Genomic DNA, 25,910 nt, shown 5'->3' with positions numbered 1-25,910 from the left:
CCCGGCCGGGGGCCGGCCCCACCTCCGGGAGTGGCCGGCCCCCGGCCGGGCGGCACCCGCCGCCCGGCCCCGCGGCCTAGGATCGGCCGGGTGACCGACGACGACCGCCCCCCGGGCGTACGACAGCTGCGCCTGGTGGTGGAGGCCGAGGACTACGACGCGGCGGTGGCCTTCTTCCGGGACGCCCTGGGCCTGCCCGAGCAGGCCGCGTACTCCGGTGCCGGTGACGCCCGGGTGGTGATCCTGGAGGCGGGCCGGGCCACCCTGGAGATCGCCAACCCGGCGCAGAAGCGGATGATCGACGACGTCGAGGTGGGCCGTCAGGTGGCCCCGAGGCTCCGGCTGGCGTTCGAGGTGGACGACACCGCCGCCGTCACCGGCCGTCTGGTCGCCGCCGGGGCCACCGAGGTCGCCCCGCCCACCGTCACCCCCTGGCACTCGCTGAACGCCCGTCTCGACGCGCCCGCCGGCCTTCAGCTGACCGTGTTCCAGGAGCTGCGGGGCCTCGACGAGCGGTCCACCGCCGACGGCTTCGGCACCGACGGCTGAACCCGGCGCGGTTCCGTCCGCCCGACGGGCCTGCCGCCGCCCGGCCCGCCGCCCTGACTCCCGCGCGAACGGCCCGGCCGAGCCGGATGGCCGGACCGCGCCCTGACGGGCAACCTGGACGATTTGTTCGGTATGCGGCGTCGGGTGCGGCCTGCCGGTGACCCGGACCACAGCCCGGGGCGGTAGCCGCGTTTCCGGAATGCCCGACAAAGCCGGCTGGTTGTGTCCCCCATACGCCGGTCGGCACACCTGCGCCCGGCGCGGTAGATCCCCCGAGGCCCGCTCACCCCGGAGCGTGGTCGCCACGATCGAAAGGGCAACCATCGTGAAGCTGGACTTCACTCGATGGCTCCCGGCCATCGCGAAGGACCGCAGGACCGCACTGAGCATCGCCGGCGTCGCCGCCCTCGGCGGCCTGGCGTTCGGCCCGGCCGCCGTGGCCGCCCCCCTCACCACCGGGCCCCACGAGGGCGCCCGCGCCGCGATCGACCTGGCCACCGGCAAGAGCCGGGAGAGCCGGGAGAGCCGCCCCGCCGAGTCGGGCCTGACCCTGGGCAGCCCGACGGCCGACGTCCCCGCCGGCAAGCCGAGCACCGAGGACCTCGTCCCGCACGGCTTGGAGGGCGCCCAGTCCCGCGTCCCGCTGGACGACGCGCAGGTCGCCAACGCCAAGGCGATCATCGCCGAGGCCAAGCGGACCGGGGTGGGGGAGCGCGGCGCGGTGATCGGCGTCGCCACCTCGCTCCAGGAGTCGAAGCTGTACAACCTGGGGCACCTCGGCGCGTACAACGACCACGACTCGCAGGGGCTGTTCCAGCAGCGCCCGTCGTCGGGTTGGGGCACGCCGGAGCAGATCACCGACCCGCGGTACGCCTCGCGGGCGTTCTTCGAGGCGCTGAAGAACGTCCCCGGCTGGCGGGACCTGCCGCTGACCGCCGCGGCGCAGACCGTGCAGGTCTCGGCCTACCCGTACGCGTACGCGCAGTGGGAGCAGCAGGCGGCGGACCTCGTCCAGCAGCACTGGTGACCACCTGACCCGCCCGCCGGCCGGCCGACCCCCACCACGACGGGGGCCGGCCGGTCGGCGTCCGCGCGTCACACCGGGGCGTCCTCCCGGCGCAGCTTCGCCGAACCGGTGCCCACCGAGAACCCGGCGGCCCAGCGGCTCGCGCTGTCGGCCCGGGTCCGGTCGACCAGGTGGTACCAGTCCATCCGGCAGCGCTGCGGGGTCACCTCCAGCACGCCGTACCCGTGCCCGTCCAGCTCCGTCCACTTCACGTGCGGGTTCGTCGACCGCAGCAGGGTCGCCCCGAGCAGGCTCAACCCGTTACCGGCCGGCAACCCGAGGAAGTCGTCGACGTTGTCACTGGTCACCGAGGGCACCACGAACTCGGCGGCGGCCGGGTCGGTCAACCCCGTCGACCGGGTGGTCACCTCGCTGGCCCACGAGGTGTGGATGTCCCCGGTGAGGAAGACCACGTCCCGGGTTCCGGTCGCCCGCAGGTGGTCGACCAGCCGGTTGCGGTCGGCGTTGTAACCGTCCCACTGGTCGGGGTTGAGCACCGCGCCGTTCTGCGGGATCCCCAGCAGCTTGCCCAGCGGGCCGAGCAGCCACGCCGGCAGCGAACCCAGGTCGACCCGGGCCATCATCACCGGATTGCCGACCAGCTTCCACTGTGCCGTCGAGGTGGCCAGCCCGTCGGAGAGCCACCGCAGCTGGGCCGCGCCGGTGATGGTCCGCGCCGGGTCGTCCACCGCCGTGCCGGCGGCCTGCTGTGACCGGTACGACCGCAGGTCCAGCATGGACAGCTCGACGAGCCGGCCGTAGCGCAGCCGCCGGTAGATCGCCCCGTCCGCGCCGATCCGCACCGGCATCCACTCCTGGTACGCCTGCCGCGCGGCGGCCACCCGGTCGGACCAGGTCCCCTCGGTGCCCGGGGTGTGGTTCTCCGCCCCGCCCGACCAGGCGTCGTTGGCGACCTCGTGGTCGTCCCAGGTGATCACCCAGGGCAGCGCGGCGTGCAGTGCCTGGAGACCCGGGTCGGTCTTGTAGAGCCCGTGCCGGATCCGGTAGTCGGTCAGGGTCAGCGCCTCGTGCCTCGGTTCGACCGGGCGGACCACCGTGCCACCGGCGTCGAACTCGCCGGTGCCGTACTCGTAGAGGTAGTCGCCGAGGTGCACGACCAGGTTGAGGTCGCCCCGGTCGGCCAGCCGCCGGTAGGCGGCGAAGTGCCCGGCCTCCCAGTTGGCACAGGAGACCACCCCCAGCCGCAGCCGGTCGATCGCCGCGTCGACCGGTGGGGCGGTCATCGTCCGCCCGGTCGGCGACCAGCCGTCGCCGTGGCCGAACCGGTACCAGTACGTCGTGGCCGGGGCCAGCCCGGTCACCGCCACCTTGACGGTGTGGTCGCGGGCCGGACCGGTCGGCGTCACGCCCTGGACGGCCACCGTGGCGAAGTCCGGGTCGGTGGCCACCTGCCAGCGGACGTCGACGTCGGGGCCGAGTCCGGAGCCGGGCACCGCCTCCGGGACGGGGGTGACCCGGGTCCAGAGCAGGATGCCGTCCGGCAGCGGATCGCCGGAGGCGACCCCGTGCCGGAACGCGCCGGCCGCCGCGTGGGCGGGACCGCTCGCGGCCAGGGTGGTGCCGGCGAGGACGGCCGTGCCGGCGGAGGCCCCGGCGAGGCGCAGCAGGGTACGACGGTCGAGGGTGTTCGTCATGGTCTATGTGTCTACCGGTTGCCGCGGTGCGTCCGCAGCCCCGTACGGTGAGTGTTCGCCGACGGTTCCCCCGTCGTTGGCGGGGTCTGGTCGGCCGGCCCCGGCGCACCGCGGCCCGGCCCCGACGTCGGGGGCGGGCCGGGCTCAGCGGCGGTGCGCGGCGCGGTGGTTCAGCACGATGTCGACCGCGGCGGCGACCAGGGCCAGCGCGACGATGCCGATGGCCAGCAGCAGGGAGTGCCGGAACGCGGTGGACCACTGGCCGTCGGTGTCGGCCAGCGAGGAGAAGAACAGCGCGCCGACCGCGGCGATGCCGGCGGCCGAGCCGATGCGTTGCCCGGTCTGCAGCATGCCGGCCGCGCTGCCCGCCTGCGGCACCGGCACCTCGGACAGGGTCAACGTCTGGTTCGGGGTGATCACCAGACCGCTGCCCAGGCCGGCGAGCAGCAGCGGCAGTGCGGTGAGCAGCGGCACCGACCCGTGCGGGGTGCCGCGCAGCACGAGCACCACACTGGCCAGCCCGACCAGCACCATGACCAGCCCGATCCCGACCAGCGGCCGGCCGAACCGGGTGACCAGCCGACCGCCCAGGGCGGCGGCCAGCGCCGAGCCGAGGGCGAACGGGGTGATCGCCAGGCCGGCGACGAGCGCCCGGTAGCCGAGGCCGTTCTGCAGGTAGAGGGTGAAGATGAAGAAGATCGCGGTGAACCCGCCGAAGTAGATGAGCGCGATCACCGCACCGACGGTGTACGACCGCAGCCGGAACAACCCCAGGTCGAACAGGGGCGTACGGGTGCGCCCGTACCGGTGCTCCCAGAACCCGAAGCCGGCCAGGACGACCAGCCCGGCCGGGATCAGCGCCCACTTCCACGGGCTGGGCCACTGCTCCCGCTGCACCAGGGGCAGCAGCAGGCACGTCACGCCGGTGCCGAGCAGCAGCACGCCGACCGGATCGAGCCGGTGCCGGTCGAGCCGACCGGCGGCCCGGGTGGGCAGCAGCCGCCAGCCGAGCAGCACCGCGACCCCGCCGACCGGCACGTTGACGAAGAAGACCCACCGCCAGCCGTGCGCCTCCCCACCGAGCTGGATGAGCAGACCACCCAGCAGCGGACCGACGGCGGTGGAGATGCCGATGGTCGCGCCGAGCAGCCCGAACGCCCGGCCGCGCTCCGCGCCCCGGAACAGCTGCTGGATCAGGCCGGTAACCTGGGGGTTGACGATCCCGGCGGCGACGCCCTGGAGCAGTCGGGCGGCGACCAGCCAGCCGGGGGACTGGGCCAGCCCGGCCAGCGCGCTGGTGACCGTGAACAGGGCCACCCCGACGACGAAGGCGTTGCGCCGGCCCCGGGCGTCGCCGAACCGGCCGGCGGGCACCAGGACCAGGCCGAACGTCAGCGCGTACCCGGACAGCACCCACTGCAGGTCGCTGGGGCTGGCCTGCAACGCCCGGTCCATCGACGGGACGGCGACGTTGACGATGCTGACGTCCAGCAGCGTCATGAACGCGGCGACGAGGCCGACCCCGAGGGCCTGCCAGCGACGCCGGTCGTCGGTCGGGTTCACCTCGGCACGGCGATCGGGCACGGACCGATCATCGCGTACGGACCGGTGATCGGGCATGCCGCAGCGCTACCCCGGGGTGAACGGGCCAAACCGGCGGGCGGGGTGACCGTCCGGCGGGGCCGGTCGGCGCTCACGCCGGCTGGCGGGCACACCAGCGCGGGCCGAAGTCCAGCCCGGCCAGGGGTGAGTCCTCGCGGTGCAGCAGGCCCTTCTCGGTGAGCAGGCGCAGCGGTGCGTGGACGTCCTGCTGGGCCAGCCCGGCCTCCTCGGCGATCAGGTCCGGGTAGGGCACCTGACCGCGCGTCTCCAGCACGGTCACCGCCTCGTAGACGCGGACCTCGGCCTCCGACAGACGTACCTGCTGCATGGCGCCCTCCTTGCCGTCGACCCGGCCGACCGGTCGGGCGGTCCGGCTTACCCGCTGACGGCCCGACGATGCCTGCCGGACGGGCCGGTCGTGCGGGACTCCGGCCGGGGCGGTGCCCTAGGCTGGCTGACATGATCATCTGGGATCTCGTCGTCGTCGGCGCGGGGCCGGCCGGGCTCAGCGCGGCCCGGGAGGCCGCCGCCGCCGGGGTGCGGACACTGGTGCTGGACCGGGCCGTGCACCCCCGCTACAAGACCTGCGGCGGCGGCCTGATCGGCACCTCGCTGTCGGTGGTCGCCGGCCGGATCGAGGTGCCGGCACACGACCGGGTCGACCGGGTGACCTTCACCAGGGACGGCCGGCGGGCCTTCACCCGCCGGCACGGCACCCCTCTGGTGACCATGGTGCGCCGGGAGGAGTTCGACGACCGGCTGCGCGCGGCGGCGGTGTCCGCCGGGGCCGAGGTGCGCGGCGGGGTCGCCGTGCGCGCCCTCGACCAGGACCCCGACCGGGTACGCGTCCGGCTGGCCGACGGCACCACGGTGACCGCCCGCGCGGTGGTCGGGGCGGACGGTTCCGCCGGGATCACCGCCCGGCACGTGGGGGTCCGCTACGGGCAGGTGGACCTGGGGCTGGAGCGGGAGCTGCCGGTGTCACCGGCGCAGGCGGCCCGCTGGCGGGGGCGGCTGCTGCTGGACTGGGGACCGTTCCCCGGCTCGTACGGCTGGGTCTTCCCCAAGGGCGACCGGCTCACCGTCGGGGTGATCGGCGCCCGGGGCGAGGGCGACCGGACCCGGGCCTACCTGCGGGACCTGCTCGACCGGCTGGGCCTGGCCGGGGTGCCCGCCGAGCACGACTCCGGGCACCTGACCCGCTGCCGGGTCGACGACGCGCCGCTGCGCCACGGCCGGGTGCTGGTCGCCGGGGACGCCGCCGGGCTGCTGGAGCCGTGGACCCGCGAGGGGATCAGCTACGCGCTGCGTTCCGGGACGCTGGCCGGCGCGGCGGTCGCCGCCGGTGACCTGGACCGCTACCCCCGGGACGTGCACGAGCGCCTGGTGCCGTCGATGCGGGCCGGGCGGCGGCTGCTGGCGGTGTTCGCCCGTCGCCCGCAGCTCTGCCACGCCTTCCTGGCGACCCCGGCCGGCTGGGCGCTGTTCGTCCGGTTCTGCCAGGGTCGGCTGAGCTTCGACCGGACCCTGGACCGGCCGCCGGTGCGGGCCGCGCTGACCCTGCTGGACCGGCTGCCCGCCCGGGGTGGCCGGCCGCCGCTGCCCGGCTCCGGCCGCTGACCCGCCGGCTGCCGGCGGCGGGACCGCGGGTCAGGGCACGATCACCGCGCGGCCGTGGATCTCGCCCGCGCGCAGCAGCCGGTACGCCTCCGGGGCGTGCTCCAGCGGGAAGGTCTGCATGTCGGCGGTGAGCAGCCCGGCCCGACCGAGGGCGATCACCTCCTGGAGTTCGGCCCGGGTGCCCCAGAACGGGACCTCCACACTGGTCTCGAACGGCACGGTGGGCGGCTCGTCGGCGACCGGCCGTACCGGCAGGGTGCCGCCGCCCAGGCCCACCAGCAGCAGCCGGCCGCCGGTGGCGACCACGCCGCGGGCGGTGGCCAGGGTGGCGTCGACCCCCACGCAGTCGACCACCACGTCCGCGCCGTCCGGCGCCGGGCCGACGAGCTCCCGGATCCGGTCGACCGTGTCCGCACCGGCCGGCACCACGTGGTGCGCGCCCACCCGGGTGGCCAGGTCCAGGGCGGCGACGTCGCGGTCCACCGCGATGATCCGCACGGCGGTGGTGGCGGCGAGGATCTGCACCGCCATGTGCCCCAGCCCGCCGATGCCGATCACCACGCAGGTCGTCCCGGGGCGCAGCGCCGGCCGGGCCAGCTCGATCGCGTGGTACGGGGTCAGCCCGGCGTCGGTCAGCGGCGCCGCCTGGGTCAGCTCCAGGTCACCGACGGGCAGCAGCCGCGAGGCGGGCACCGTCACGTACTCGGCCAGCCCGCCGTCGCGGCTGAGCCCGATGCCGCCGACGGGCACGGTGCGGCACTGGTTCTCCCGGCCACGCAGGCAGCCCCGGCAGGTGCCGCAGCCGATGATCCCGTAGACGGCGGCCCGGTCACCGGCGGACCAGCCGGTGACCCCGTCGCCGACGGTGTCCACGGTGCCGGCGATCTCGTGGCCGAGGGTGAGCGGGGTGGGGAACACCCCCGGCGCGGCGTCGAGGATGTGCAGGTCGGAGTGGCAGGCGCCGACCGCGCCGACGCGTACCAGCACCTCGCCGGGGCCGGGCGTCGGGGTGGGCACCTCCACCTGTTCGAGCACCCCGGGGGCGGTCATCCGTACCGCGCGCATGGTTGGTCCTTTCGTCGGCGACGGTTCCGCGCGGTTACCCCTCCCGCCGGCCTTGATGCCCGGCGCACACTGCGAGTCATGAGTGAGCCCACCGAACCGTTCAGCGACGAGCAGTACGCCTTCCTGCGGCACGCGCGCTTCGGCGAGCTGCCACCGCCGGTACGCCCCGAGGACCGGCTGGCGGCGACCGAGACCGACCCGCCCCGCTACCAGCCCGACCCCACCCCCGGCCAGTACGAGCAGGACCTCCGCTCGGGCGGCTGACCCGCCCGGCGACCGGCCGACGCGCCCGGGGTGTCGTCCCCGGACCCGTCGGCCGGCACCCCGCTTCAGAAGACCGGCACCCCGGCGCGGACCAGCCTCCAGTTCGGCACGAAGAAGTCGGCCGGGTCGATGGTGCCCCGGGCCTGCGCCCAGTCGATCAGCAGCTGGCGGATCTCCTGCTGCGCGTTGTAGACCTGGGTCTTGACGATGCCGGGGAAGTTCCCGCCGCCGCTGCGCCGGTAGTTGTTCACCGCGACGACGAACTGCGCGTCGGCGGCGACCGGGCTGTCGGTGCCCGGCAGCACCAGCCGGGTGATCCGCTGGCCGACCGGTCGGGAGACGTCGACGTCGTAGTCGAGCCCGGAGATCACGTCGTAGTTGTAGTCCGGCACCGCCGGGTCGCTGATCGTCGCCGGGTCGACCGGCGCACCGACCGCCACGGTGGTGAAGTACTTCGCCGAGAACTCCAGGTACGCCTTCACCTCGGCCCCGGTGAGCACCACCGCCTCCAGGGTGTTGTCGTAGACGTACAGTCCGGCGACGTCCCGGATCCGCACGTCGCCCTGCGGGAAGACGGCGGTGCGGCTGAACGGCGCGGCGATCGACAGCACCGGCAGCGCCGCGTACGGGGTGCCGGCGAGCGCGCCCGTGACCACCTCGGTCTGGACGTGGTTGATGAAGTCCAGGATCGGGGTGTCCCGGTAGCGCGACTCGGCGGCGGACAGCTCCTGGGTGGACCGGGCGACCACCGTGTTGACGTACCCGACGGTCTTGTCGTGCTGGCCCCGCACGGCGGCGAGCACCCGCGGGTCCTCGACCACGGTGTTGGTGTTGAGCATGGTGGCGCTCTTGCCGACGACCTTCCAGCGACCCCGCTCGCGGGTCAGGGTGAAGTCCATCCGGGTCAACCGCTGACCCCACTTGGACGGTTCCGCGGTGAGCACCTGCGCGCCGGTGGCGGTGTTGGTGACGAACCTCTCGACCACCTCGTTGTGGGCGTGGCCGAAGAGGATCGCGTCGATGCCGGGGACCTGCTGGGCGATCAGCGCCACCGGGTTCTCGTTGGGCAGCTCCGGACCGTAGCTGGAGGTGCCGCTGTCGCCGCCGTGGGCGGAGACGACGACCAGGTCCGCGCCCCGCTGCCGCATGATCGGCACCCACTTCGCAGCGGTCTGCACCATGTCGGGGAAGACCAGCCTGCCCTCGACGTTGCCCTTGTCCCAGATGGCCACCCCGGGGTTGGTCAGCCCGAGGATGCCCACCGTCAGCGTCGGCCCGCCGGGGCCGCCGGGCCGGACCCGCTTGAGCACGTACGGCTGGAACGCCGGCCTGCCGGTCCGCGCGTTCACCGCGTTCGCGGCCAGCGCCGGGAAGCCCAACTGGTCGATCCAGGTCGCCAGCAGCGGCAGTCCGTAGTTGAACTCGTGGTTGCCCAGCGTCACCGCGTCGTACCGCAGGATGTTCATCGCGCGGGCCATCGGGTGCGTCGCGCCGGTGTCGGTGATCGGCTCCTGCTTGGCGTAGTACGTGGCCAGCGGGGTGCCCTGGATGGTGTCGCCGGCGTCGAGGACCAGGGTGGCCCGGCCCCGCCGCTCGGCGCGGACCTGGTTGACCAGGGTGGCCAGCTTGGCGATGCCGACGTCGTTGTGCTTGCTGTCGTCGAACTCGGCGTCGCGGTAGTAGTCCCAGTTGTAGACGTTGCCGTGGGTGTCCGAGGTGCCCAGCACGGTCAGGTCCCAGGTCTTCGGACCGGTCGGGATCTTCCGCTCGGCCGCCTGGACGGGGGTGCCGGCGATCAGCGGGGCGGTCGCCGCGGCGGCGGCGACCGCCAGCAGCCGGCGGCGCGAGGCGCCGGAGGAGGAGGTCATGAGATGCCCTTCCATGGGGGAGTCGACGCCTCGTGGACGCCGCTGCGCACCATAGCCACCGCCGGCCCCCGCTGCCACAGTGGCCGCGACGGTTTCCCCGGGCCCAACCCGCCGGCCACCGGGCCGTCATGCCGGCGCCCCCGACCCGGTTGTTTCCGCCCCACCACCGGGGGTAGGTGAGCCGGAGACCCAGCACGGACGAAACCAGGCAGGGAGCCGCACGGTGAGCCAGGACCAGTACACCCCGCAGGACCCGACCGACCAGTACGGCCACCAGGACGGGCAGCCGGCCCAGCAGCAGTCGGCACCCGGCCGGACCGGCGCGATGGACCCTGAGCCCGACCACGGCGAGACGTCGTACCGGGGCAGCGACCGGCTGGTCGGCAAGCGCGCCCTGATCACCGGCGGCGACTCGGGCATCGGCCGGGCGGTGGCGATCGCCTTCGCCCGGGAGGGCGCCGACGTGGTGGTCTCCTACCTCAGCGACGAGGAGGACGCCGACGCCCGGGAGACCGTCCGGCTGATCGAGGAGGCCGGCCGCAAGGGTGTCGCGGTACGCACCGACCTGACCGACGAGCAGCACTGCGTCGACCTGGTCGACCGGACGGTGGCCGACCTCGGCGGGCTGGACATCCTGGTCAACAACGCGGCCTACCAGATGGCCCAGGACGAGGGCATCACGGCGATCAGCACCGCGCAGTTCGACCGGGTGATGAAGACCAACCTGTACGCCATGTTCTGGCTCTGCCGCAGCGCCGTGCCGCACCTGAAGGAGGGGGCGACGATCATCAACACCACCTCCATCCAGGCGTTCGACCCGTCGCCGCCGCTGCTGGACTACGCCACCACCAAGGCGGGCATCGCCAACTTCACCAAGGGGCTCGCCGCGCAGCTCGCCGACCAGGGGATCCGGGTCAACGCGGTCGCCCCCGGCCCGATCTGGACGCCGCTGATCCCGGCGACCATGCCCGAGGAGAAGGTGGCGCAGTTCGGCACCGACACCCCGCTGGGCCGGGCCGGGCAGCCCGCCGAGCTGGCACCGGCGTACGTCTTCTTCGCCTCCCAGGAGTCCAGCTACGTCACCGGGGAGATCCTCGGTGTCACCGGTGGCCGGTTCACGAAGTGAGCCGCCCGCCCGCGCCGGGCCGGGTGCGCCCCGGTCCGGCGTACGGGCGGTCCGGCGGCGGTGTTCAGCGGGGCCAGTCGGCCAGCCGGCGACGTACCTGCGCGATCTGCGCCGGGTCCAGGCCGTAGCGGGCGAGCCGCCGGTCCGGCAGCCGGTCCAGGTAGCGGCCGGCGGCCCGGACGTCCTCGTCGGCCAGCGCCGGGTCCACCTGCCGGGCCAGGGCCAGCAGCGCGTCGACCGGGTAGTGCGCCAGCGCGGCCGCCACGTCGATGTAGTCGCGGGCCTCCCGCCGGTTGACCAGGGCGGCGGTCTTGTTGGCGATCAGGTCGCGGACGTCCATCACCGGTCCGAGGTCCATCACCACCGGTGAGCGGTACCGGTCGAGCCGGGCCAGGCTGAGCCGGATCCGCCGGTCGCCCCGGCCGACCACGAAGTCCCGGATGTCCCGGTCGAAGCCCTCGAACAGCGCACCGAGGTCGCTGTCCGGATCGGCGACCGCGACGGTGTACCCGGCCCGCTCCAGCGCGGCGCGCACCTCCTCGGCAGCCGCCTCGGCGGCCCCCTCCACGTCGGCGAACAGGTCGACGTCCTCGGTGGGGCGGGTGACCAGGCCGTGCGCCGCCCAGGCCACCCCGCCGCCGAGCACGAACCGGTGCCGCCCGGCCGCGGTGAGGGCGACCCGGGCGACCTCCCGGTAGAAGTCGTGCAGGTGGGTCACGCGGTGCGCAGCGCCCGGTGCCGGCTCTCCCAGGCCTGGCGTACTCCGCGGGGCAGGTTGAGCAGTCGCCACACCCGGCGCAGGGTCGGCCCGTCGACCAGCGCCCGCAGGTCGTCGGCGCGGGTGGTCTCCCGCAGCACGTTCTCGTACAACCAGAGCAGGTCGTCCGGTTCGGCCAGGTCGAAGGTGCGTTCGCTGCTCCACATCAGCCGTACCGGCAGCTCCACCACCCCGCCGGTGGGACCGGCCAGCTCCGCCAGGGTGCGCGCCACCACCACCGGACGGCCCGGCCGGGCCAGGTGGGCGGTCGCCAGGGTGGCCTGCATGGTGTCAGGGTAACGCCGCGCGGACCGGCTCGGGTACGCGACGCCCGGCGCGCCCGTGCCGTCGCGGGCCCGGCGCGTGGGGGGCGGGGAAGCCCCGGGTGCGGTATCGTTGCCGCAGGAGCGTCGGTGTGTCCAGTGTCCCCGGGCCTCACCTGAATTGCCGTCGCGGAGTTCCGTTCGGCTGGAGCCGCGTTGCGCCACGCGCCGAGAGGCGACATGCATGCCGGCGCTCCGCCACCGTGATACGGCGCTGCCCCGACCCGCCCGGTCGGGGCAGCGCCGTTTCGGTGTGCGCAGATCCTCGCACCCGGGTCGCATCCTCCGCCGCGCTGCCCTATGTTCAGTAGGGTCGGATCATGCCCGGGAGGGAGGTGCGCGGTGGGTCTGCGGACGTTCCTCGCGGGCTGGCCGGTCTACCGGCAGCTCACCGGCACCGACCCGCTCGGCCGGGGCGCGGCGGCGCAGTCGGGCCGCTCCGCCGGGCTGACCGCCCGCACCGAGACCGCCGACCGGGTGGCCCGCTCGGTCTGCCCGTACTGCGCGGTCGGCTGCGGGCAGCGGGTGTACGTCTCCGACGGTCAGGTCACCCAGATCGAGGGCGACCCGGACAGCCCGATCTCCCGGGGGCGGCTCTGCCCGAAGGGCTCGGCCAGCAGGAGCCTGGTCACCAGCCCGCTGCGGCAGACCACGGTCCGCTACCGCCGACCGTATGCCACCGAGTGGGAGGACCTCGACCTCGACACCGCGCTCGACATGATCGCCGACCGGGTCCTCGCCGCCCGCGAGCAGACCTGGGAGGACGTCGACAGCGACGGCCGGCCGCTGCACCGCACGCTGGGCATCTCCAGCCTGGGCGGGGCGACGCTGGACAACGAGGAGAACTACCTCATCAAGAAGCTGTTCACCGCGATGGGGGCGCTCCAGATCGAGAACCAGGCCCGCATTTGACACTCCGCCACCGTCCCCGGTCTGGGGGCCAGCTTCGGTCGCGGTGGCGCGACGGACTTCCAACAGGACCTCGCCAACGCTGACGTCATCGTCATCCAGGGGTCGAACATGGCCGAGGCCCACCCGGTGGGCTTCCAGTGGGTCATGGAGGCCAAGCGGCGCGGCGCGAAGGTCTTCCACGTCGATCCCCGGTTCACCCGCACCAGCGCGGTCGCCGACAGCTACCTGCCGATCCGGGCCGGCACCGACATCGCCCTGCTCGGTGGGGTGGTGCGCTACATCCTGGACAACGAACTCGACTTCCGGGAGTACGTGCTGGCGTACACGAACGCGGCGACGATCGTCAGCGAGCAGTTCGCCGACACCGAGGACGGCGACGGCCTGTTCTCCGGCTACGACCCGAACACCGACAGCTACGTGGAGAGCAGCTGGCAGTACGCCGGGCACGAGCGGGACTCCGGCAACGGACACACCGCCAAGGAACGGGACAACGCGGCCGGCCTGCGGCACGAGTCGCACGGCGCGCAGGTGCACGGGCAGACCGAGCGGGACGAGACCCTCCAGCATCCGCGCTGCGTCTACCAGATCCTGCGCCGGCACTTCGCCCGCTACACCCCGGAGATGGTGGAGCGGGTCTGCGGCATCCCCCGGGACAAGTTCCTGGAACTGGCACGGGCCTGGACGGAGAACTCCGGCCGGGACCGCACCGGCGCGCTGGTCTACTCGGTGGGCTGGACCCAGCACAGCGTCGGCGTGCAGTACATCCGCACCGGGGCGATCATCCAGTTGCTGCTGGGCAACATGGGCCGGCCGGGCGGCGGCATCATGGCGCTGCGCGGGCACGCCAGCATCCAGGGCTCGACGGACATCCCGACCCTGTTCAACCTGCTGCCCGGTTACCTGCCGATGCCGCACCACGCCGACCACCCGACCTTCGACGACTGGGTGGACAGCATCCGGCACCCCGGGCAGAAGGGCTTCTGGGGCGACGCGCGGGCGTACGCGGCGAGCCTGCTCAAGGCGTACTGGGGGGACGCGGCGACCCCGGAGAACGACTTCTGCTACGACCACCTGCCCCGGATGACCGGCGACCACGGCACCTACCAGCAGGTGCTGAACATGATCGACGGCAAGATCAAGGGCTACTTCCTGCTCGGCCAGAACCCGGCGGTCGGCTCCGCGCACGGGCGGGCACAGCGGCTCGGCATGGCCAACCTGGACTGGCTGGTGGTCCGCGACCTGTTCATGATCGAGAGCGCCACCTTCTGGAAGAACGGCCCCGAGGTGGCCACCGGCGAGATCGTCCCGACCGAGTGCCGCACCGAGGTGTTCTTCCTGCCGGCCGCGTCGCACGTGGAGAAGGAGGGCACCTTCACCCAGACCCAACGGCTGTTGCAGTGGCGGGAGAAGGCCGTCGAGCCACCGGGTGACGCCCGCTCCGAGCTGTGGTTCTTCTACCACCTCGGGCGGCGGCTGCGGGAGAAGCTGGCCGGCTCCCCGCACCGGCGCGACCGCGCCCTGCTCGACCTGGCCTGGGAATACCCCACCCACGGCCCGCACGACGAGCCGAGCGCCGAGGCGGTGCTGCGCGAGATCAACGGCTACGACGTGGCCACCGGCCGCCCGCTGTCCTCGTTCACCGAGGCGAAGGACGACGGCTCCACCGCCGTCGGCTGCTGGATCTACTCCGGCGTCTACGCCGACGGGGTCAACCAGGCGGCCCGCCGCCGGTCCCGGCACGAGCAGAACTGGGTGGCCGCCGAGTGGGGCTGGGCGTGGCCGGCCAACCGGCGCATCCTCTACAACCGGGCGTCGGCCGACCCGCAGGGCCGCCCGTGGAGCGAACGCAAGAGGTACGTCTGGTGGGATCCGCAGGCCGGCGCGTGGACCGGCTACGACGTGCCGGACTTCGAGCGGACGAAGCCGCCGACGTACCGGCCGCCGCCGGGGGCGTCCGGCCCGGCGGCGCTGGCCGGTGACGACCCGTTCATCATGCAGGCCGACGGCAAGGGCTGGCTGTACGCGCCGAGCGGGGTGCTCGACGGTCCGCTGCCGACGCACTACGAGCCGGCGGAGTCGCCGATGCGCAACCCGCTCTACGGCCAGCAGGCCAACCCGACCCGCAAGGTCTACGCCCATCCGGTGAACTCGGTGAACCCGAGCCCGCCGCAGGAGCACAGCCAGGTGTTCCCGTACGTGTTCACGGTCAGCCGGCTCACCGAGCACCACACCGCCGGGGCGATGAGCCGGACGGTGCGTCCGCTGGCCGAGCTGCAGCCGGAGATGTTCGTGGAGGTGTCCCCGGAGCTGGCCGGCGAGGCGGGGCTGACCCACCTCGGGTGGGCGCACCTGATCAGCGGCCGGGCGGTGATCGAGGCGAAGGTGCTGGTCACCGACCGGCTCACCCCGTTGCGGGTGGACGGCCGGGTGATCCACCAGCTCTGGCTGCCCTACCACTTCGGCTACGAGGGCCTGGTCACCGGCGACTCGGCCAACGACCTGTTCGGCATCACCCTGGACCCGAACGTGCTCATCCAGGAGAGCAAGGTCGGTACCTGCGACATCCGGCCGGGCCGCCGGCCGACCGGGCCGCCGCTGCGGGACCTGGTCGAGGACTACCGTCGACGGGCCGGGATCGAGCCCGGCGAACGCCCGCCGACGGTGACGACCCGGGTCCGCCGGCCGGCGGGCCGCAGCGACGACGGGCCACGGGAGAAGGGCGCCGACCATGCCTGACGGCAACAGCCTGTACGGCCCGCTCGATCCGGCCCCGGACGCGGGCTGGACGGCTGCCGGCCCCCGGATGGGGTTCTTCACCGACACCAGCGTCTGCATCGGCTGCAAGGCCTGCGAGGTGGCCTGCAAGGAGTGGAACGCCGTCCCCGCGTCCGGCTTCGACCTGCTCGGCATGTCGTACGACAACACCGGCGCGTTGACCGCGAACTCCTGGCGGCACGTGGCCTTCATCGAGCAGCCGGTCCCGGCCGGTCCCGGCGGCGCGCCGTTCGCCGGCACCCCGACGGGCGGGTCGGCCGCCGCGGCGTCGGCGGCGGTCGCCGCCGGTACCGGCAACGTCGGCGACACGAACCCGGGTGTCCCCCCGGGCGACGTCGACGCCGCCGCCCGGATGGCCACCGCCACCACCGACCCGACCACCGCCGGGTCCGGCGGCACCACCCCGACCACCGCACCCGGCGGCGGGTCGGCCGGTGGGTCCGTCGGCACGGGCACCCGGTTCCTCGGGATGCCCGGGGCCGTCCCACCCGGCCGGGGCACCGGCGTCGAGGCCCGCACCGACTTCCGCTGGCTGATGATGTCGGACGTCTGCAAGCACTGCACCCACGCGGCCTGCCTGGACGTCTGCCCCACCGGGTCGCTGTTCCGCACCGAGTTCGGCACGGTGGTGGTGCAGGAGGACATCTGCAACGGCTGCGGCTACTGCATCTCCGCCTGCCCCTACGGGGTGATCGACCAGCGCCGGGGCGACGGCCGGGCGTGGAAGTGCACGCTGTGCTACGACCGGCTCGGCGCGGGCATGACCCCGGCCTGCGCCCAGGCCTGCCCGACCGAGTCCATCCAGTACGGCCCGCTCGACGAGCTGCGCGAGCGGGCCGCCCAGCGGGTCACCGCGCTGCACGACCGGGGCGTGCCGCAGGCCCGGCTGTACGGTCACGACCCGACCGACGGCGTCGGCGGCGACGGCGCGTTCTTCCTGCTCCTCGATGAGCCCGAGGTGTACGGCCTGCCGCCGGACCCGGTGGTCACCACCCGGGACCTGCCGAGGATGTGGCGGCGGGCCGGGCTGGCCGCGCTGGCCATGACGGCGGCGGCTGTCGCCGCGTTTGTCGGAGGGTCGTCGTGAGCGTGGGCCGCAGGCCGGTGGGGGAGCGGTTCCGGGGCTTCCGCGAGCGGCTGGCGGCCGACGGTGTGTTCCGGCCGCAGCGGTCCTCGGCCCGGCTCGGCCACGGCGCGAAGGTCGGCGGGGGTCCGGCCGACGGCGCGTACCCGGCCGGAGCCCCCGGTTCGGCCGACGCTGCGGGCGCTGCCGACGCGCCGGTGGTCGTACCGCCCCGGGACGAGCCGCCGGCGGCGCGCAGGCGGCGCGGCCGGGGTGGGCGCGGCGGCGAGGAGCTGCAGGTCCCGGCGGCGGAGTTCACCTCCTACTACGGCCGGCCGATCCTCAAGGCCCCGGTGTGGCGGTGGGACATCCCGGCGTACCTGTTCACCGGCGGGCTCGCCGCCGGGTCGTCGCTGCTGGCCGCCGGCGGGCAGCTCACCGGCCGGCCCGCGCTGCGGCGGGCCGGTCGGGCCACCGCGTTGGGCGCGGTCACCGCCAGCGCCTACTTCCTCGTCAACGACCTGGGGCGGCCGGCGCGGTTCCACCACATGCTGCGGGTGGCGAAACCGACCTCGCCGATGTCGGTGGGCACCTGGATCCTCACCGCCTACGGACCGGCCGCCGGGCTCGCCGCCGTCGCCGAGGTCGCCCGGCTACTGCCGGACCGTGGCGTGTCCAGGCTGGCCCATCGACTGCTGCCGCCGGCCGGGCAGGCCGCCGGGCTGGCCGCCGCCGCCGTCGCGCCGGCGCTGGCCACGTACACCGGGGTGCTGCTGGCCGGGACGGCCGTGCCGTCCTGGCACGAGGCGTACCCGGAGCTGCCGACCATCTTCGCGGGCAGCGCGCTGGCCAGCGGCGCCGGTGTGGGGTTGCTCGCCGCGCCCTGCGCGCAGGCCGGGCCGGCCCGGCGGATGGCGGTGGCCGGGGCGGCGCTGGAGCTGTGGGGCGCGCACGCGGTGGAGACCCGGCTGGGCCTGCTCAGCGAGCCCTACCGGCTGGGCACGGCGGGCCGGCTGCTGCGCGCCGGTCGGCTGCTCACCGCCGCCGGGGTGGTCGGCGCGCTGGCCGGCCGGCGCAGCCGGGCACTGTCCGCACTGTCCGGCGCGGCGCTGCTGGCGGCCTCGGTGGCCACCCGGTTCGGCATCTTCCACGGCGGGGTGGCCTCGGCCCGGGATCCGAAGTACACGGTGCTGCCGCAGCGGGACCGGATCCGTCGCCGCGAGGCCGGCCAGGTCTGACACCTCGTCGCCTACGGGGCGGGTCTGACACCTCGCCACGCCGCCGGGGCGGCCCTGTGGTTGACTCGGGGGCGGAGGCGTTCAGGTGGCTGGTGCCCCTCCCAGCCTTCAAAGCTGGTGTGGTCCGGGATCCGGGCCAGGCGGGTTCGATTCCCGTCCGTCTCCGCCAACCACCGGGGGAGATGACACGCATGGGTGAGGCGGCGACCGATCCGCGTCGGCGGGTGCCGCGCACCGACGTGCTGCTGGCCGACCCCGGGCTGGCCGCCGCGGCGGCCACCCTCGGCCGGGACCGGGTCAAGGTCGCCGTCACCCGCGCCCAGCAGCGGGCCCGGCTCGGGGAGATCACCCCCGGGCAGGTCCGCGACGCGGCCCTCGCCGCCCTGTCCGCCCCGGCGCCCCGGGTGGTGCTCAACGCCACCGGGGTGGTGCTGCACACCAACCTCGGCCGGGCCCCGTTGTCGGCCGCCGCCGTCGACGCGCTGGTCGCCGCCGCCGGCTGCACCGACGTGGAGCTGGACCTGGACACCGGTCGGCGGGCCCGCCGCGGCCGCGACGCGCTGGCCGCGCTGGCCGCGGCGGTGCCCGACGCCGCCGCCGTGCACGTGGTCAACAACGGCGCGGCGGCCCTGGTCCTCGCGGCGACCGCGCTGGCCGCCGGCCGGGAGATCGTGGTCAGCCGGGGGGAGCTGGTGGAGATCGGCGACGGGTTCCGCCTCCCCGACCTGCTGGCCAGCACCGGTGCCCGGCTGCGCGAGGTCGGCACGACCAACCGCACCACCCGCGACGACTACGCGCGGGCGGTCGGGCCGGACACCGGTTTCGTGCTCAAGGTGCACCCGTCCAACTTCGTGGTCACCGGCTTCACCGCGGCCGTCGAGGTCGGCGAGCTGGCCACCCTCGGCGTGCCGGTGGTGGCCGACATCGGTTCCGGCCTGCTCACCGCCGACCCGCTGCTGCCCGCCGAGCCGGACGCGGCGGGCACCCTGCGGGCCGGGGCGCACCTGGTCACCGCCAGCGGCGACAAGCTCCTCGGCGGCCCCCAGGCCGGGCTGCTGCTCGGCGACGCCGCCCTGGTCGACCGGCTGCGCCGGCACCCGCTGGCCCGGGCGCTGCGGGTGGACAAGCTGACCCTCGCCGCGTTGGCGGCCACCCTGCACGGGCCGACCACCCCCACCCGGGACGCCCTGCACGCCGACCCGGCCGGGCTGCGGGACCGCTGCGAACGGCTGCGGGACACCCTCGGTGCCGAGGGCTGCAAGGCCGAGGTGCTGCCCAGCGTCGCGGTGGTCGGTGGGGGCGGGGCACCCGGCGTCGAGCTGGACTCCTGGGCGCTGAGCCTGCCCGAGCGGTACGCCGCACCGCTGCGCCGGGGCGACCCGCCGGTGCTCGGCCGGGTGGTCCGGGGCCGGCTCCTGCTGGACCTGCGCTGCGTACCGGCCACCGCCGACGGCACACTGCGCGACGCGGTGCTGCGGGCGGCCGACTGAGATGCACGTCGTCGCCACCGCCGGGCACGTGGACCACGGCAAGTCCACCCTGGTCCGGGCGTTGACCGGGATGGAACCGGACCGGTGGGCGGAGGAACGCCGCCGGGGAATGACCATCGACCTCGGCTTCGCCTGGACCACCCTGCCCACCGGCGGCACGATCGCCTTCGTGGACGTCCCGGGGCACGAGCGGTTCGTGCCGAACATGCTGGCCGGGGTGGGGCCGGTGCCGGCGGCGGTGGTCGTGGTGGCCGCCGACGAGGGGTGGATGCCGCAGTCGGCCGAACACCTGGCCGCCCTGCACGCGCTGGGGGTGTCGCACGGCCTGCTGGTGGTGACCCGCGCGGACCTGGCCGACCCCGGACCGGCGACGGCGCAGGCCCGCGCGCACCTCGCGGCGACGTCGCTGGGCACGGCGGAGTCGGTGGCGGTCAGCGCGGTCACCGGCGTCGGCCTGCCGGAGCTGCGGGCCGCCCTGGGCCGGCTGGTCGGCCGGTTGCCCGCGCCGCAGGTCGACCAGCCGGTGCGGCTGTGGATCGACCGGGCGTTCACCATCCGGGGCAGCGGCACGGTGGTCACCGGCACCCTCGGCGGGGGCCGGCTGCGGGTCGGGGACGAGCTGGCACTGGCCACCACCGGCGAGCCGGTCCGGGTCCGGGGCCTGCACCGGCTCGGGGCGGCCGAGCCGCAGGTGACGGCGGTGGCCCGGGTGGCGGTCAACCTGCGCGGGGTGCCCCGGGACCGGCTCGGCCGGGGCGACGCGCTGCTCACCCCGGACGCGTTCGGCCGCACCGACCTGCTCGACGTGCGGTTGGCCGGTGACCCGGTGGCTGAGTTGCCGGCGACGTTGACGCTGCACATCGGCTCGGCGGCCGTGCCGGCGCGGGTCCGGCCGCTCGGCGGGGACACCCTGCGGCTGCGGTTGGCCCGTCCGCTGCCGCTGCTGGTCGGGGACCGGGCGCTGCTGCGGGATCCGGGCCGGCACCACGTCTGCGGCGGGGTGACCGTGCTGGACGTGGCACCGCCGCCGCTGGCCCGCCGGGGTGCCGCCGCCGCCCGCGCCGCCGTCCTCACCGGCCTGCACGGCCGGCCCGACCTGGCCGGGGAGCTGCGTCGTCGCCGGCTCGTGCGGGCCGGCGAGCTGACCCGGATGGGGGTCACCGGTGACGTCGCCCCGGTGGTCGGGGACTGGCTGGCCGACCCCGGGCACTGGCGGCAGCTCGGCGTCCGGCTGGTCGAGGAGGTGACCGCCTGGGCCGGCGCACATCCCCTGGAGCCCGGAGCCCCGGTGGAGGCGCTGCGGCGACGGCTGGGCCTGCCCGACCGGGCGCTGGTGGAGGCGCTGGTCCGACCGCCGTTGACGCTGCGCGCCGGCCGGATCGGCGTCGGTGACCCCGGGCTGCCCGAGCCGGTGGCCGGCGCGGTCGACCGGGTCCGCCGCGAGTACGCCGCCCACCCGTTCCGCGCGCCGGAGGCCGACCGGCTCACCGCTCTCGGACTGGGGCCCCGCGAGGTCGGTGCCGCCGTACGGGCCGGCGCGCTGCTGCGGCTGGCGGAGAACGTGGTGCTGCTGCCCGACGCGGCCGACGAGGCGGTACGGGTGCTCGCCCGGCTCCCGCAGCCGTTCACCCTCAGCGCCGCCCGGCAGGCCCTGGACACCACCCGTCGGGTGGCGGTGCCGTTGTTGGAGCTGCTGGACCGGCGGGGGGTGACCCGTCGGCTGCCCGACGACGCCCGCGAGGTGGTCGGATCGGGCTGACCGGCCTGTCGCCGGCCGCCGGTGCGGTGCCGAACCGCCCTCCCGCCGGCCCCGGGTCGCCTACCGTGACGCCATGGACCCTTCGGCGGTCTGGCGGGACCGGAACCATCGCTGGCGGATCGAGGCCTACCGGGCACCGGACCTACGGTTCGCCATCTTCGCCACCAACGGCCCCACCGAGAGCGCGCCGCTGTGGTTGTTCGGCATGGCGGCGCTGGCCCGCTGGCTGATGACGCACGCGATCTCCCTGGACGACCTGGAGACCGTCTGACCCGCCGGGTGTGGCGGTGGATCAGTCCCCGGCGGGTCGGCACCCGTCGCCCGGACGGGGGAACCACGTCCGATACGCCTGCTTCCTGACGATTCCGTTCGTACCGTGCGGGACGTGAAGGACCGAGGAGTACGGACGTTCCTGGCGGTGCTCGCCGGCCTGGCGGTGATCTACTTCGGGGTGACCGGCCGTTCCACCGGCGACGGCGGGGTGTCCGGTGGAGTGGTGCTGCTGGCCCTGCTGGCCGCCCTGCTCGTCTGGCACCTGACCAAACCGGCGGGCAACAAACCGGTCGACTGAGCCGTCCGCGGCCCGGCCCGGCAGGTCAGCGGGGCGTCGTGGCCAGCCGGGTCACCTCACCCGCCGACTCCTCGCCGAGCGCCACCCGGACCAGCGCCGACGCCAGCCGCCCGAAGTCCGGCCCGGCGACCAGCCCGGCCAGCCCGTGCGGGTCGGCCGGTAGGCCGAGCCGCTTCGCGCCGGTCAGGGTGCGCCGGTCGGCGTACGGGCGGAGGTCCGACCAGACCGTCTGCGCCTCCCGCAGGAAGATGTCCGCCCCGGTCGGGCCGATGCCGGGAAACTCGGTCAGCCGGCGCCGCAGCGCCGCCGGCTCGCCCCCGGCCTCCCGGTGCAGCCGTCGCAGGTCACCGTGCCAGCGCTCCAGGCACAGCCGGGCGCCGGTGCCCAGCATCGTCGCGGTCCGCTCGTCGTAGCGGCGGTAGTGCCCGCGCCCCAGCGCGTCCACCCGCTCCTGCCAGCCGGCCGCCTCCATCGCCTGCGGGGTACGCCAGCCGGCGGCGAACAGCTCCCGGGCGGCGGCGACCGCGACCCGGGCCCGGATCCGGGTGCTCAGCAACGTGGTGAGCACCAGCAGTTGGTACAGCGGAGCGGGCCGGTCGGCCAGCGTGATGCCGGCCTCCTCGGCGTAGGTGCGGCCCTGCCGGTCCAACAGCGTCCGGGCCACCCGGCGGTCGTCCCCCATCACCTGGTGGTACCCGTCCTGCCGCACCTCAGCCCTGCCCGGTGCCGGCAACCCGGGGCCGCATGCGCTCGCCGGTGCCGGGTAACCCGCCAACGGGCGCGGAGCACCGTGCCCGTCGGTCCGGAAGGAGACACCCGTGACGAACGTGCAGCAGCCCGAGATGCGGCGCGACGGGAACAACGCGACCGTGCAGGACAGCAAGGGGCCCGGCGTCGCCGGTCATCCCGCCCACCGGTCCACCTCGCCGGGGGACCGGGGTCGACGGACACCGCGCGGCCAGGCCTCCCCGTACGGTCCGGGCCGGCCGAGCGCCGACGACCATAGCGACCGGGGCTGACCACCACCGTCGCCGCCGCCGCCGGGTCGGCGCGGCGCCGACCGCCCGACCTGCCGCCCGGCCCGGGACCGACCCGGGCCGGGCGGCACCCTGCCGGGCCTCGGGTGGCACTGCGCGGAACCCGGGTGGGCGACGGGGAGCCCCGGTCCGCGGTCGGCCGCCGGGGCCGGCTACCCCGCCACCCCCCGTCGGCCGCCGGGGCGGTGCCCGGCCGGCTACCCGGCCACCGCCGGCCCGGTCCCGTCGCGGCCCGGGCCGGGGGCGCGCACCACCGCGACCGGACAGGCGCTGTGGTGCAGCACCCGGTGGCTGACCGAACCGAGCAGCAGGCCGGCGAGTTCGCCGTGGCCCCGGGCGCCGACCACCACCAGCTGTGCCCGCCGGGACGCCTCGACCAGCGCGGCGACCGGCCGGGCGGGCACCGGCTCCGGATCCACCGGGACGTCGGGGTGGCGCTCGGCCAGCCCGGCGAGGCTCTCGGCGAGCGCCTGCGCCTCCTCGTCGCGCAGCCGGGCCTCGTCGTACACCAGGGGTTGGATGTCCCCCGGGCGGCGGGTGGCCGGATGGGTGTAGGCGTGCACGGCCCGCAGCCGGACGCCCCGGGCGGACGCCTGCGCGGCGGCGTACTCGACCGCCGCGGGGGAGGCCGCCGAACCGTCGACCCCGACCACCACCGGGCCACCGGCGTGCTCCTCACCCCGGGCGACCAGCACCGGACAGCCGGCGTGCGTGGCGACCTGGATCGCCACCGAGCCGACCAGCAGGGCGGTGAACCCGCCGAGGCCCCGCTCGCCCAGCACGATCGTCGCCGCGGTGGGGGACCGGCCCAGCAGCACCGCGCTGGCCTCACCGTCGATGATCTCGCCGGTCACCGGCAGGCCCGGGTCGACCGCCCGTGCGGCGGCCACCGCCTGCTCGACCAGTTTCTCCGCCTGGCGGCGTAGCCCGCCGCCGGGCGGGTTCCCGGCGACCGGGTCGACCGGCACCCGCAGCAGGGGCCAGATGAAGGCGTGCACCACCCGCAGCGGCAGGTGCCGCCGGGTCGCCTCCGCCGCGGCCAGCCGGACGGCGCGCAGCGCCGACTCCGAGCCGTCCACGCCCACCACGACCGCCGTGCCGTTCGCCGAGTCCACCCCGTGCACCTCCCGCCTGCGTCAGTATCGCCGCCGGTCGGGGCCGGCGGGCCGATACCGCGACCGGGCACCGGCCAGGTGCGCCGCGGCGGCCGGGGCGGGGCGTGGTCGTCCGGCCCGGCCCCGGACCGGAGCGGGTCGACCGCTCCGTATGATGCTTGCCCTGTAGCAAGAATCTCGGAGGGGAACACACATGCCGGATGCGCTCGCAGCGATGTCGCGTGCGCTACGTGAGGCGGCACCGGACCGACTGGTGGAGGCCGTCGACCGGGCCCTGCGGTCCGTGCTCGCCGCCGTGCGGGTCGACGTCTTCCTGGCCGACTACCGGATCAGCGGGCTGTGGTCGGTGCTCGACCCGGAGTTGTCGGCCGGTTCCCTCAGCGGCCAGGGTGGCGCACCGCGCTGCTTCAGCAGCCAGCAACCGGTCCTCGACCCGCACGACGGCGGACACTGCCGGGTGTGGGTGCCGCTGACCGTCTGGGGCGAGCGGCTCGGGGTCCTCCTGGTCGAGCTGACCGACACCCCGGACCGCCCGACCCAGGACGTGCTCGCCGACCTGGCCGTCGACCTGGCCACCACGTTGCGGGCGGCCGACCGGGAGACCGACCGGTACCGCCGCACCCGCCGTCGGGAACGGCTGAGCATGGCCGCCGAGATGCAGTGGGACCTGCTGCCGGGGCGCAGCGTCACCGACGAGGCCTTCCTGCTGGCCGGGCAGCTTGAGCCGGCGTACAGCGTCGGCGGTGACCACTTCGACTGGTCGGTCGATCCCGGGCGGCTCACCCTCACCGTCCTCAACGGGGCCGGCACGGGGCTGGCCGCCGCGATGCTCACCGCGCTGACCGTCAACGCCATCCGCAACGCGCGGCGTTCGGGCGGTGGCCTGGTGGAGCAGGCCGAACTGGCCTCGGACACGCTGTTCTACCAGCACCGGGGGGACCGGCACGTGGCCACGTTGCTGCTGTCGGTGGACACCGCCACCGGTCGGGCCCGGGCGGTGGACGCCGGTTCGCCGCGCGTGCTGCGGTTGCGGGGGACCACCGTGCAGCGGATCGCCCTGGAGCAGCAGCTGCCGCTGGGCATGTTCGCCGAGACCCGGTACACCGTGCAGGAGTTCGACCTGCTGCCCGGCGACCGCCTCTTCGTGGTCAGCGACGGCGTGTACGACGCACGACCCGGTGGCCAGGAGGCCTACGGTGAGCGGACGATGGCCCGGGCGATGCGCTCGACGCGGTTGCAACCGGCGCCGGAAGCGGTCGGTACGGTGATGCGCGAGCTGTTCGCATATCATGCCGACACCGATCTCCGTGACGATGCCGTCGTCGTGTGCCTGGACTGGTGCGGGCGGCGCGAACGATGATCGGCCGTCAGCGACACACGACAGCGGAGAATCGCGGGGGACAGCGGGTGGATCGACCTCCGAATCTTGCCGTGGCGATCGAGGCCGCGGCCGAGGCCTTCGTCGGTGTGCTCGATTCCGCGACCTCGCGGCACCAGGTGACGGTGCCGCCGACCCAGCTACGGGTGCTCGCGTTGATCAGGGACCGGCCGGAGACGAACGTCAACGGGCTGGCTGAGCTGCTGGACGTGGTGCCGTCGTCGGCGAGTCGGCTCTGCGACCGGCTGGAGGCCACCGGCCTGCTGCGCCGTACCCCCGATCCGCGGGACCGGCGTGAGGTGCGGTTGGTGCTCACCGCCGCGGCGGTGAGCCTGCTGGGGGAGGTCCGGGAACGGCGGCACCGGGCGGTGCAGGCGGTACTGGACCGGATGCCGCCGCGCGCCCAGCACGAGCTGCTGCTGGCGCTGCTGGCATTCGGCCAGGCGGCGGCGTCGGGGACCTCGCCTTCGCCGGCCGACACGGCGGCGCGCACCGCGTGACCCGCGCCGGACGACGGCTCCACTAGTGTCCTAGGATGCCCTAGCGGTGGTGACCCACCACACAACACGCCCGGACAGCCGGAACCCGCGCACCCCACCGGGCACCGGAAAGCGCCCGATATAGTGGCTGCCGGTCCGGGCCGTCGACCACCCGGACCACATCAGGGGGAGGTCCCG

General features: G+C 75.1%; 23 protein-coding genes and 1 tRNA gene. 15 read left to right on the top strand and 9 right to left on the bottom strand.

Translation table 11 applies throughout. From position 1 onward, the window contains the following. The first annotated feature begins 90 nt into the window (after positions 1-90). Together O7625_RS22725 and O7625_RS22720 are read left to right on the top strand one after the other, a co-directional pair. Entirely contained in the window at positions 91-549 is a 459-nt protein-coding gene (locus O7625_RS22725) for a VOC family protein (RefSeq protein WP_282341336.1), read from the top strand. Positions 550-874: 325 nt separating this feature from the next. Beyond that, positions 875-1,576 (top strand): hypothetical protein, encoded by a 702-nt coding sequence (locus tag O7625_RS22720; RefSeq protein WP_282341335.1) that lies wholly within the window; start codon positions 875-877, stop codon positions 1,574-1,576. 68 nt (positions 1,577-1,644) lie between these two features. Here O7625_RS22720 and O7625_RS22715 read toward each other — a convergent pair whose 3' ends face one another. The 3 genes from O7625_RS22715 to O7625_RS22705 form a co-directional block, all read right to left on the bottom strand. Next, a complete protein-coding gene (locus O7625_RS22715; RefSeq protein WP_282341334.1) occupies positions 1,645-3,270 on the bottom strand; it encodes an alkaline phosphatase D family protein in 1,626 nt (541 codons plus the stop codon). Between the two features lie 144 nt (positions 3,271-3,414). Beyond that, complete coding sequence (locus tag O7625_RS22710; RefSeq protein ID WP_282341332.1) at positions 3,415-4,854, bottom strand: MFS transporter; 1,440 nt, start codon at positions 4,852-4,854, stop codon at positions 3,415-3,417. Between the two features lie 109 nt (positions 4,855-4,963). Then, positions 4,964-5,200, bottom strand: coding sequence for a hypothetical protein (locus tag O7625_RS22705; protein WP_067315654.1), 237 nt, complete (start codon positions 5,198-5,200; stop codon positions 4,964-4,966). A gap of 131 nt (positions 5,201-5,331) precedes the next feature. Here O7625_RS22705 and O7625_RS22700 point away from each other — a divergent pair, with 131 nt between their 5' ends. After that, complete coding sequence (locus tag O7625_RS22700; protein ID WP_282341329.1) at positions 5,332-6,492, top strand: geranylgeranyl reductase family protein; 1,161 nt, start codon at positions 5,332-5,334, stop codon at positions 6,490-6,492. Between the two features lie 30 nt (positions 6,493-6,522). On the opposite strand, the gene O7625_RS22695 is transcribed toward O7625_RS22700, so the two are convergent. Continuing rightward, positions 6,523-7,557: an alcohol dehydrogenase catalytic domain-containing protein gene (locus O7625_RS22695; protein WP_282341327.1), complete on the bottom strand. Its 1,035-nt coding sequence runs from the start codon at positions 7,555-7,557 to the stop codon at positions 6,523-6,525. A 78-nt stretch (positions 7,558-7,635) separates the two neighbouring features. Here O7625_RS22695 and O7625_RS22690 point away from each other — a divergent pair, with 78 nt between their 5' ends. Next, on the top strand, positions 7,636-7,821 hold the full coding sequence (locus O7625_RS22690) for a hypothetical protein (protein WP_282341326.1): 186 nt from the start codon (positions 7,636-7,638) through the stop codon (positions 7,819-7,821). Between the two features lie 65 nt (positions 7,822-7,886). On the opposite strand, the gene O7625_RS22685 is transcribed toward O7625_RS22690, so the two are convergent. Continuing rightward, entirely contained in the window at positions 7,887-9,689 is a 1,803-nt protein-coding gene (locus O7625_RS22685; RefSeq protein WP_282341325.1) for a 5'-nucleotidase C-terminal domain-containing protein, read from the bottom strand. 223 nt (positions 9,690-9,912) lie between these two features. Here O7625_RS22685 and O7625_RS22680 point away from each other — a divergent pair, with 223 nt between their 5' ends. Next, the gene (locus O7625_RS22680; protein ID WP_282341323.1) at positions 9,913-10,815 is read left to right on the top strand and encodes an SDR family oxidoreductase; all 903 of its coding nucleotides are present in this window, start codon (positions 9,913-9,915) and stop codon (positions 10,813-10,815) included. A 64-nt stretch (positions 10,816-10,879) separates the two neighbouring features. Here O7625_RS22680 and O7625_RS22675 read toward each other — a convergent pair whose 3' ends face one another. Further along, positions 10,880-11,533: a nucleotidyl transferase AbiEii/AbiGii toxin family protein gene (locus O7625_RS22675; protein ID WP_067313132.1), complete on the bottom strand. Its 654-nt coding sequence runs from the start codon at positions 11,531-11,533 to the stop codon at positions 10,880-10,882. Further along, positions 11,530-11,859 (bottom strand): hypothetical protein, encoded by a 330-nt coding sequence (locus O7625_RS22670; RefSeq protein ID WP_282341320.1) that lies wholly within the window; start codon positions 11,857-11,859, stop codon positions 11,530-11,532. Before O7625_RS22670 ends, O7625_RS22675 begins: the two co-directional genes overlap by 4 nt. 378 nt (positions 11,860-12,237) lie before the next feature. On the opposite strand from O7625_RS22670, the gene fdh reads away from it, so the two are divergent. The 8 genes from fdh to O7625_RS22630 all read left to right on the top strand — a co-directional run bounded on the left by fdh (position 12,238) and on the right by O7625_RS22630 (position 21,703). Continuing rightward, entirely contained in the window at positions 12,238-15,543 is a 3,306-nt protein-coding gene (fdh, locus tag O7625_RS22665) for a formate dehydrogenase (protein ID WP_282341318.1), read from the top strand. Then, complete coding sequence (locus tag O7625_RS22660; protein ID WP_282341316.1) at positions 15,536-16,669, top strand: 4Fe-4S dicluster domain-containing protein; 1,134 nt, start codon at positions 15,536-15,538, stop codon at positions 16,667-16,669. The genes fdh and O7625_RS22660 overlap by 8 nt, the downstream gene beginning before the upstream one ends. Beyond that, complete coding sequence (nrfD, locus tag O7625_RS22655) at positions 16,666-17,883, top strand: NrfD/PsrC family molybdoenzyme membrane anchor subunit (protein WP_282341315.1); 1,218 nt, start codon at positions 16,666-16,668, stop codon at positions 17,881-17,883. The genes O7625_RS22660 and nrfD overlap by 4 nt, the downstream gene beginning before the upstream one ends. A 73-nt stretch (positions 17,884-17,956) precedes the next feature. Then, positions 17,957-18,052 (top strand) — tRNA-Sec (locus O7625_RS22650). Between the two features lie 22 nt (positions 18,053-18,074). Beyond that, positions 18,075-19,373 (top strand): L-seryl-tRNA(Sec) selenium transferase, encoded by a 1,299-nt coding sequence (gene selA, locus O7625_RS22645; RefSeq protein WP_282341313.1) that lies wholly within the window; start codon positions 18,075-18,077, stop codon positions 19,371-19,373. A gap of 1 nt (position 19,374) precedes the next feature. Continuing rightward, positions 19,375-21,132: a selenocysteine-specific translation elongation factor gene (gene selB / locus O7625_RS22640; protein WP_282341311.1), complete on the top strand. Its 1,758-nt coding sequence runs from the start codon at positions 19,375-19,377 to the stop codon at positions 21,130-21,132. Between the two features lie 73 nt (positions 21,133-21,205). Further along, a complete protein-coding gene (locus O7625_RS22635) occupies positions 21,206-21,403 on the top strand; it encodes a hypothetical protein (RefSeq protein ID WP_067313116.1) in 198 nt (65 codons plus the stop codon). A gap of 141 nt (positions 21,404-21,544) precedes the next feature. Then, positions 21,545-21,703 carry an amidophosphoribosyltransferase gene (locus tag O7625_RS22630; protein WP_067313147.1) on the top strand — a complete coding sequence of 53 codons (159 nt, stop codon included), beginning with the start codon at positions 21,545-21,547 and terminating at the stop codon, positions 21,701-21,703. 25 nt (positions 21,704-21,728) lie between these two features. On the opposite strand, the gene O7625_RS22625 is transcribed toward O7625_RS22630, so the two are convergent. Further along, positions 21,729-22,385, bottom strand: a complete 657-nt coding sequence (locus O7625_RS22625) for a hypothetical protein (protein ID WP_067313142.1) — start codon at positions 22,383-22,385, stop codon at positions 21,729-21,731. 552 nt (positions 22,386-22,937) lie between these two features. Further along, positions 22,938-23,855: a universal stress protein gene (locus O7625_RS22620; RefSeq protein ID WP_282341309.1), complete on the bottom strand. Its 918-nt coding sequence runs from the start codon at positions 23,853-23,855 to the stop codon at positions 22,938-22,940. A 193-nt stretch (positions 23,856-24,048) separates the two neighbouring features. On the opposite strand from O7625_RS22620, the gene O7625_RS22615 reads away from it, so the two are divergent. Together O7625_RS22615 and O7625_RS22610 are read left to right on the top strand one after the other, a co-directional pair. After that, the gene (locus O7625_RS22615; RefSeq protein WP_067311478.1) at positions 24,049-25,215 is read left to right on the top strand and encodes a PP2C family protein-serine/threonine phosphatase; all 1,167 of its coding nucleotides are present in this window, start codon (positions 24,049-24,051) and stop codon (positions 25,213-25,215) included. Between the two features lie 47 nt (positions 25,216-25,262). After that, positions 25,263-25,733 (top strand): MarR family transcriptional regulator, encoded by a 471-nt coding sequence (locus O7625_RS22610; RefSeq protein ID WP_282341308.1) that lies wholly within the window; start codon positions 25,263-25,265, stop codon positions 25,731-25,733. The last annotated feature ends 177 nt before the right edge of the window (positions 25,734-25,910 follow it).

The organism is Micromonospora sp. WMMD714 (assembly GCF_029581315.1).
Taxonomy (GTDB): domain Bacteria; phylum Actinomycetota; class Actinomycetes; order Mycobacteriales; family Micromonosporaceae; genus Micromonospora; species Micromonospora rifamycinica.
Note: the sequence above shows the minus strand (reverse complement) of the source record. Positions and strands in the feature narration are given on the sequence as shown.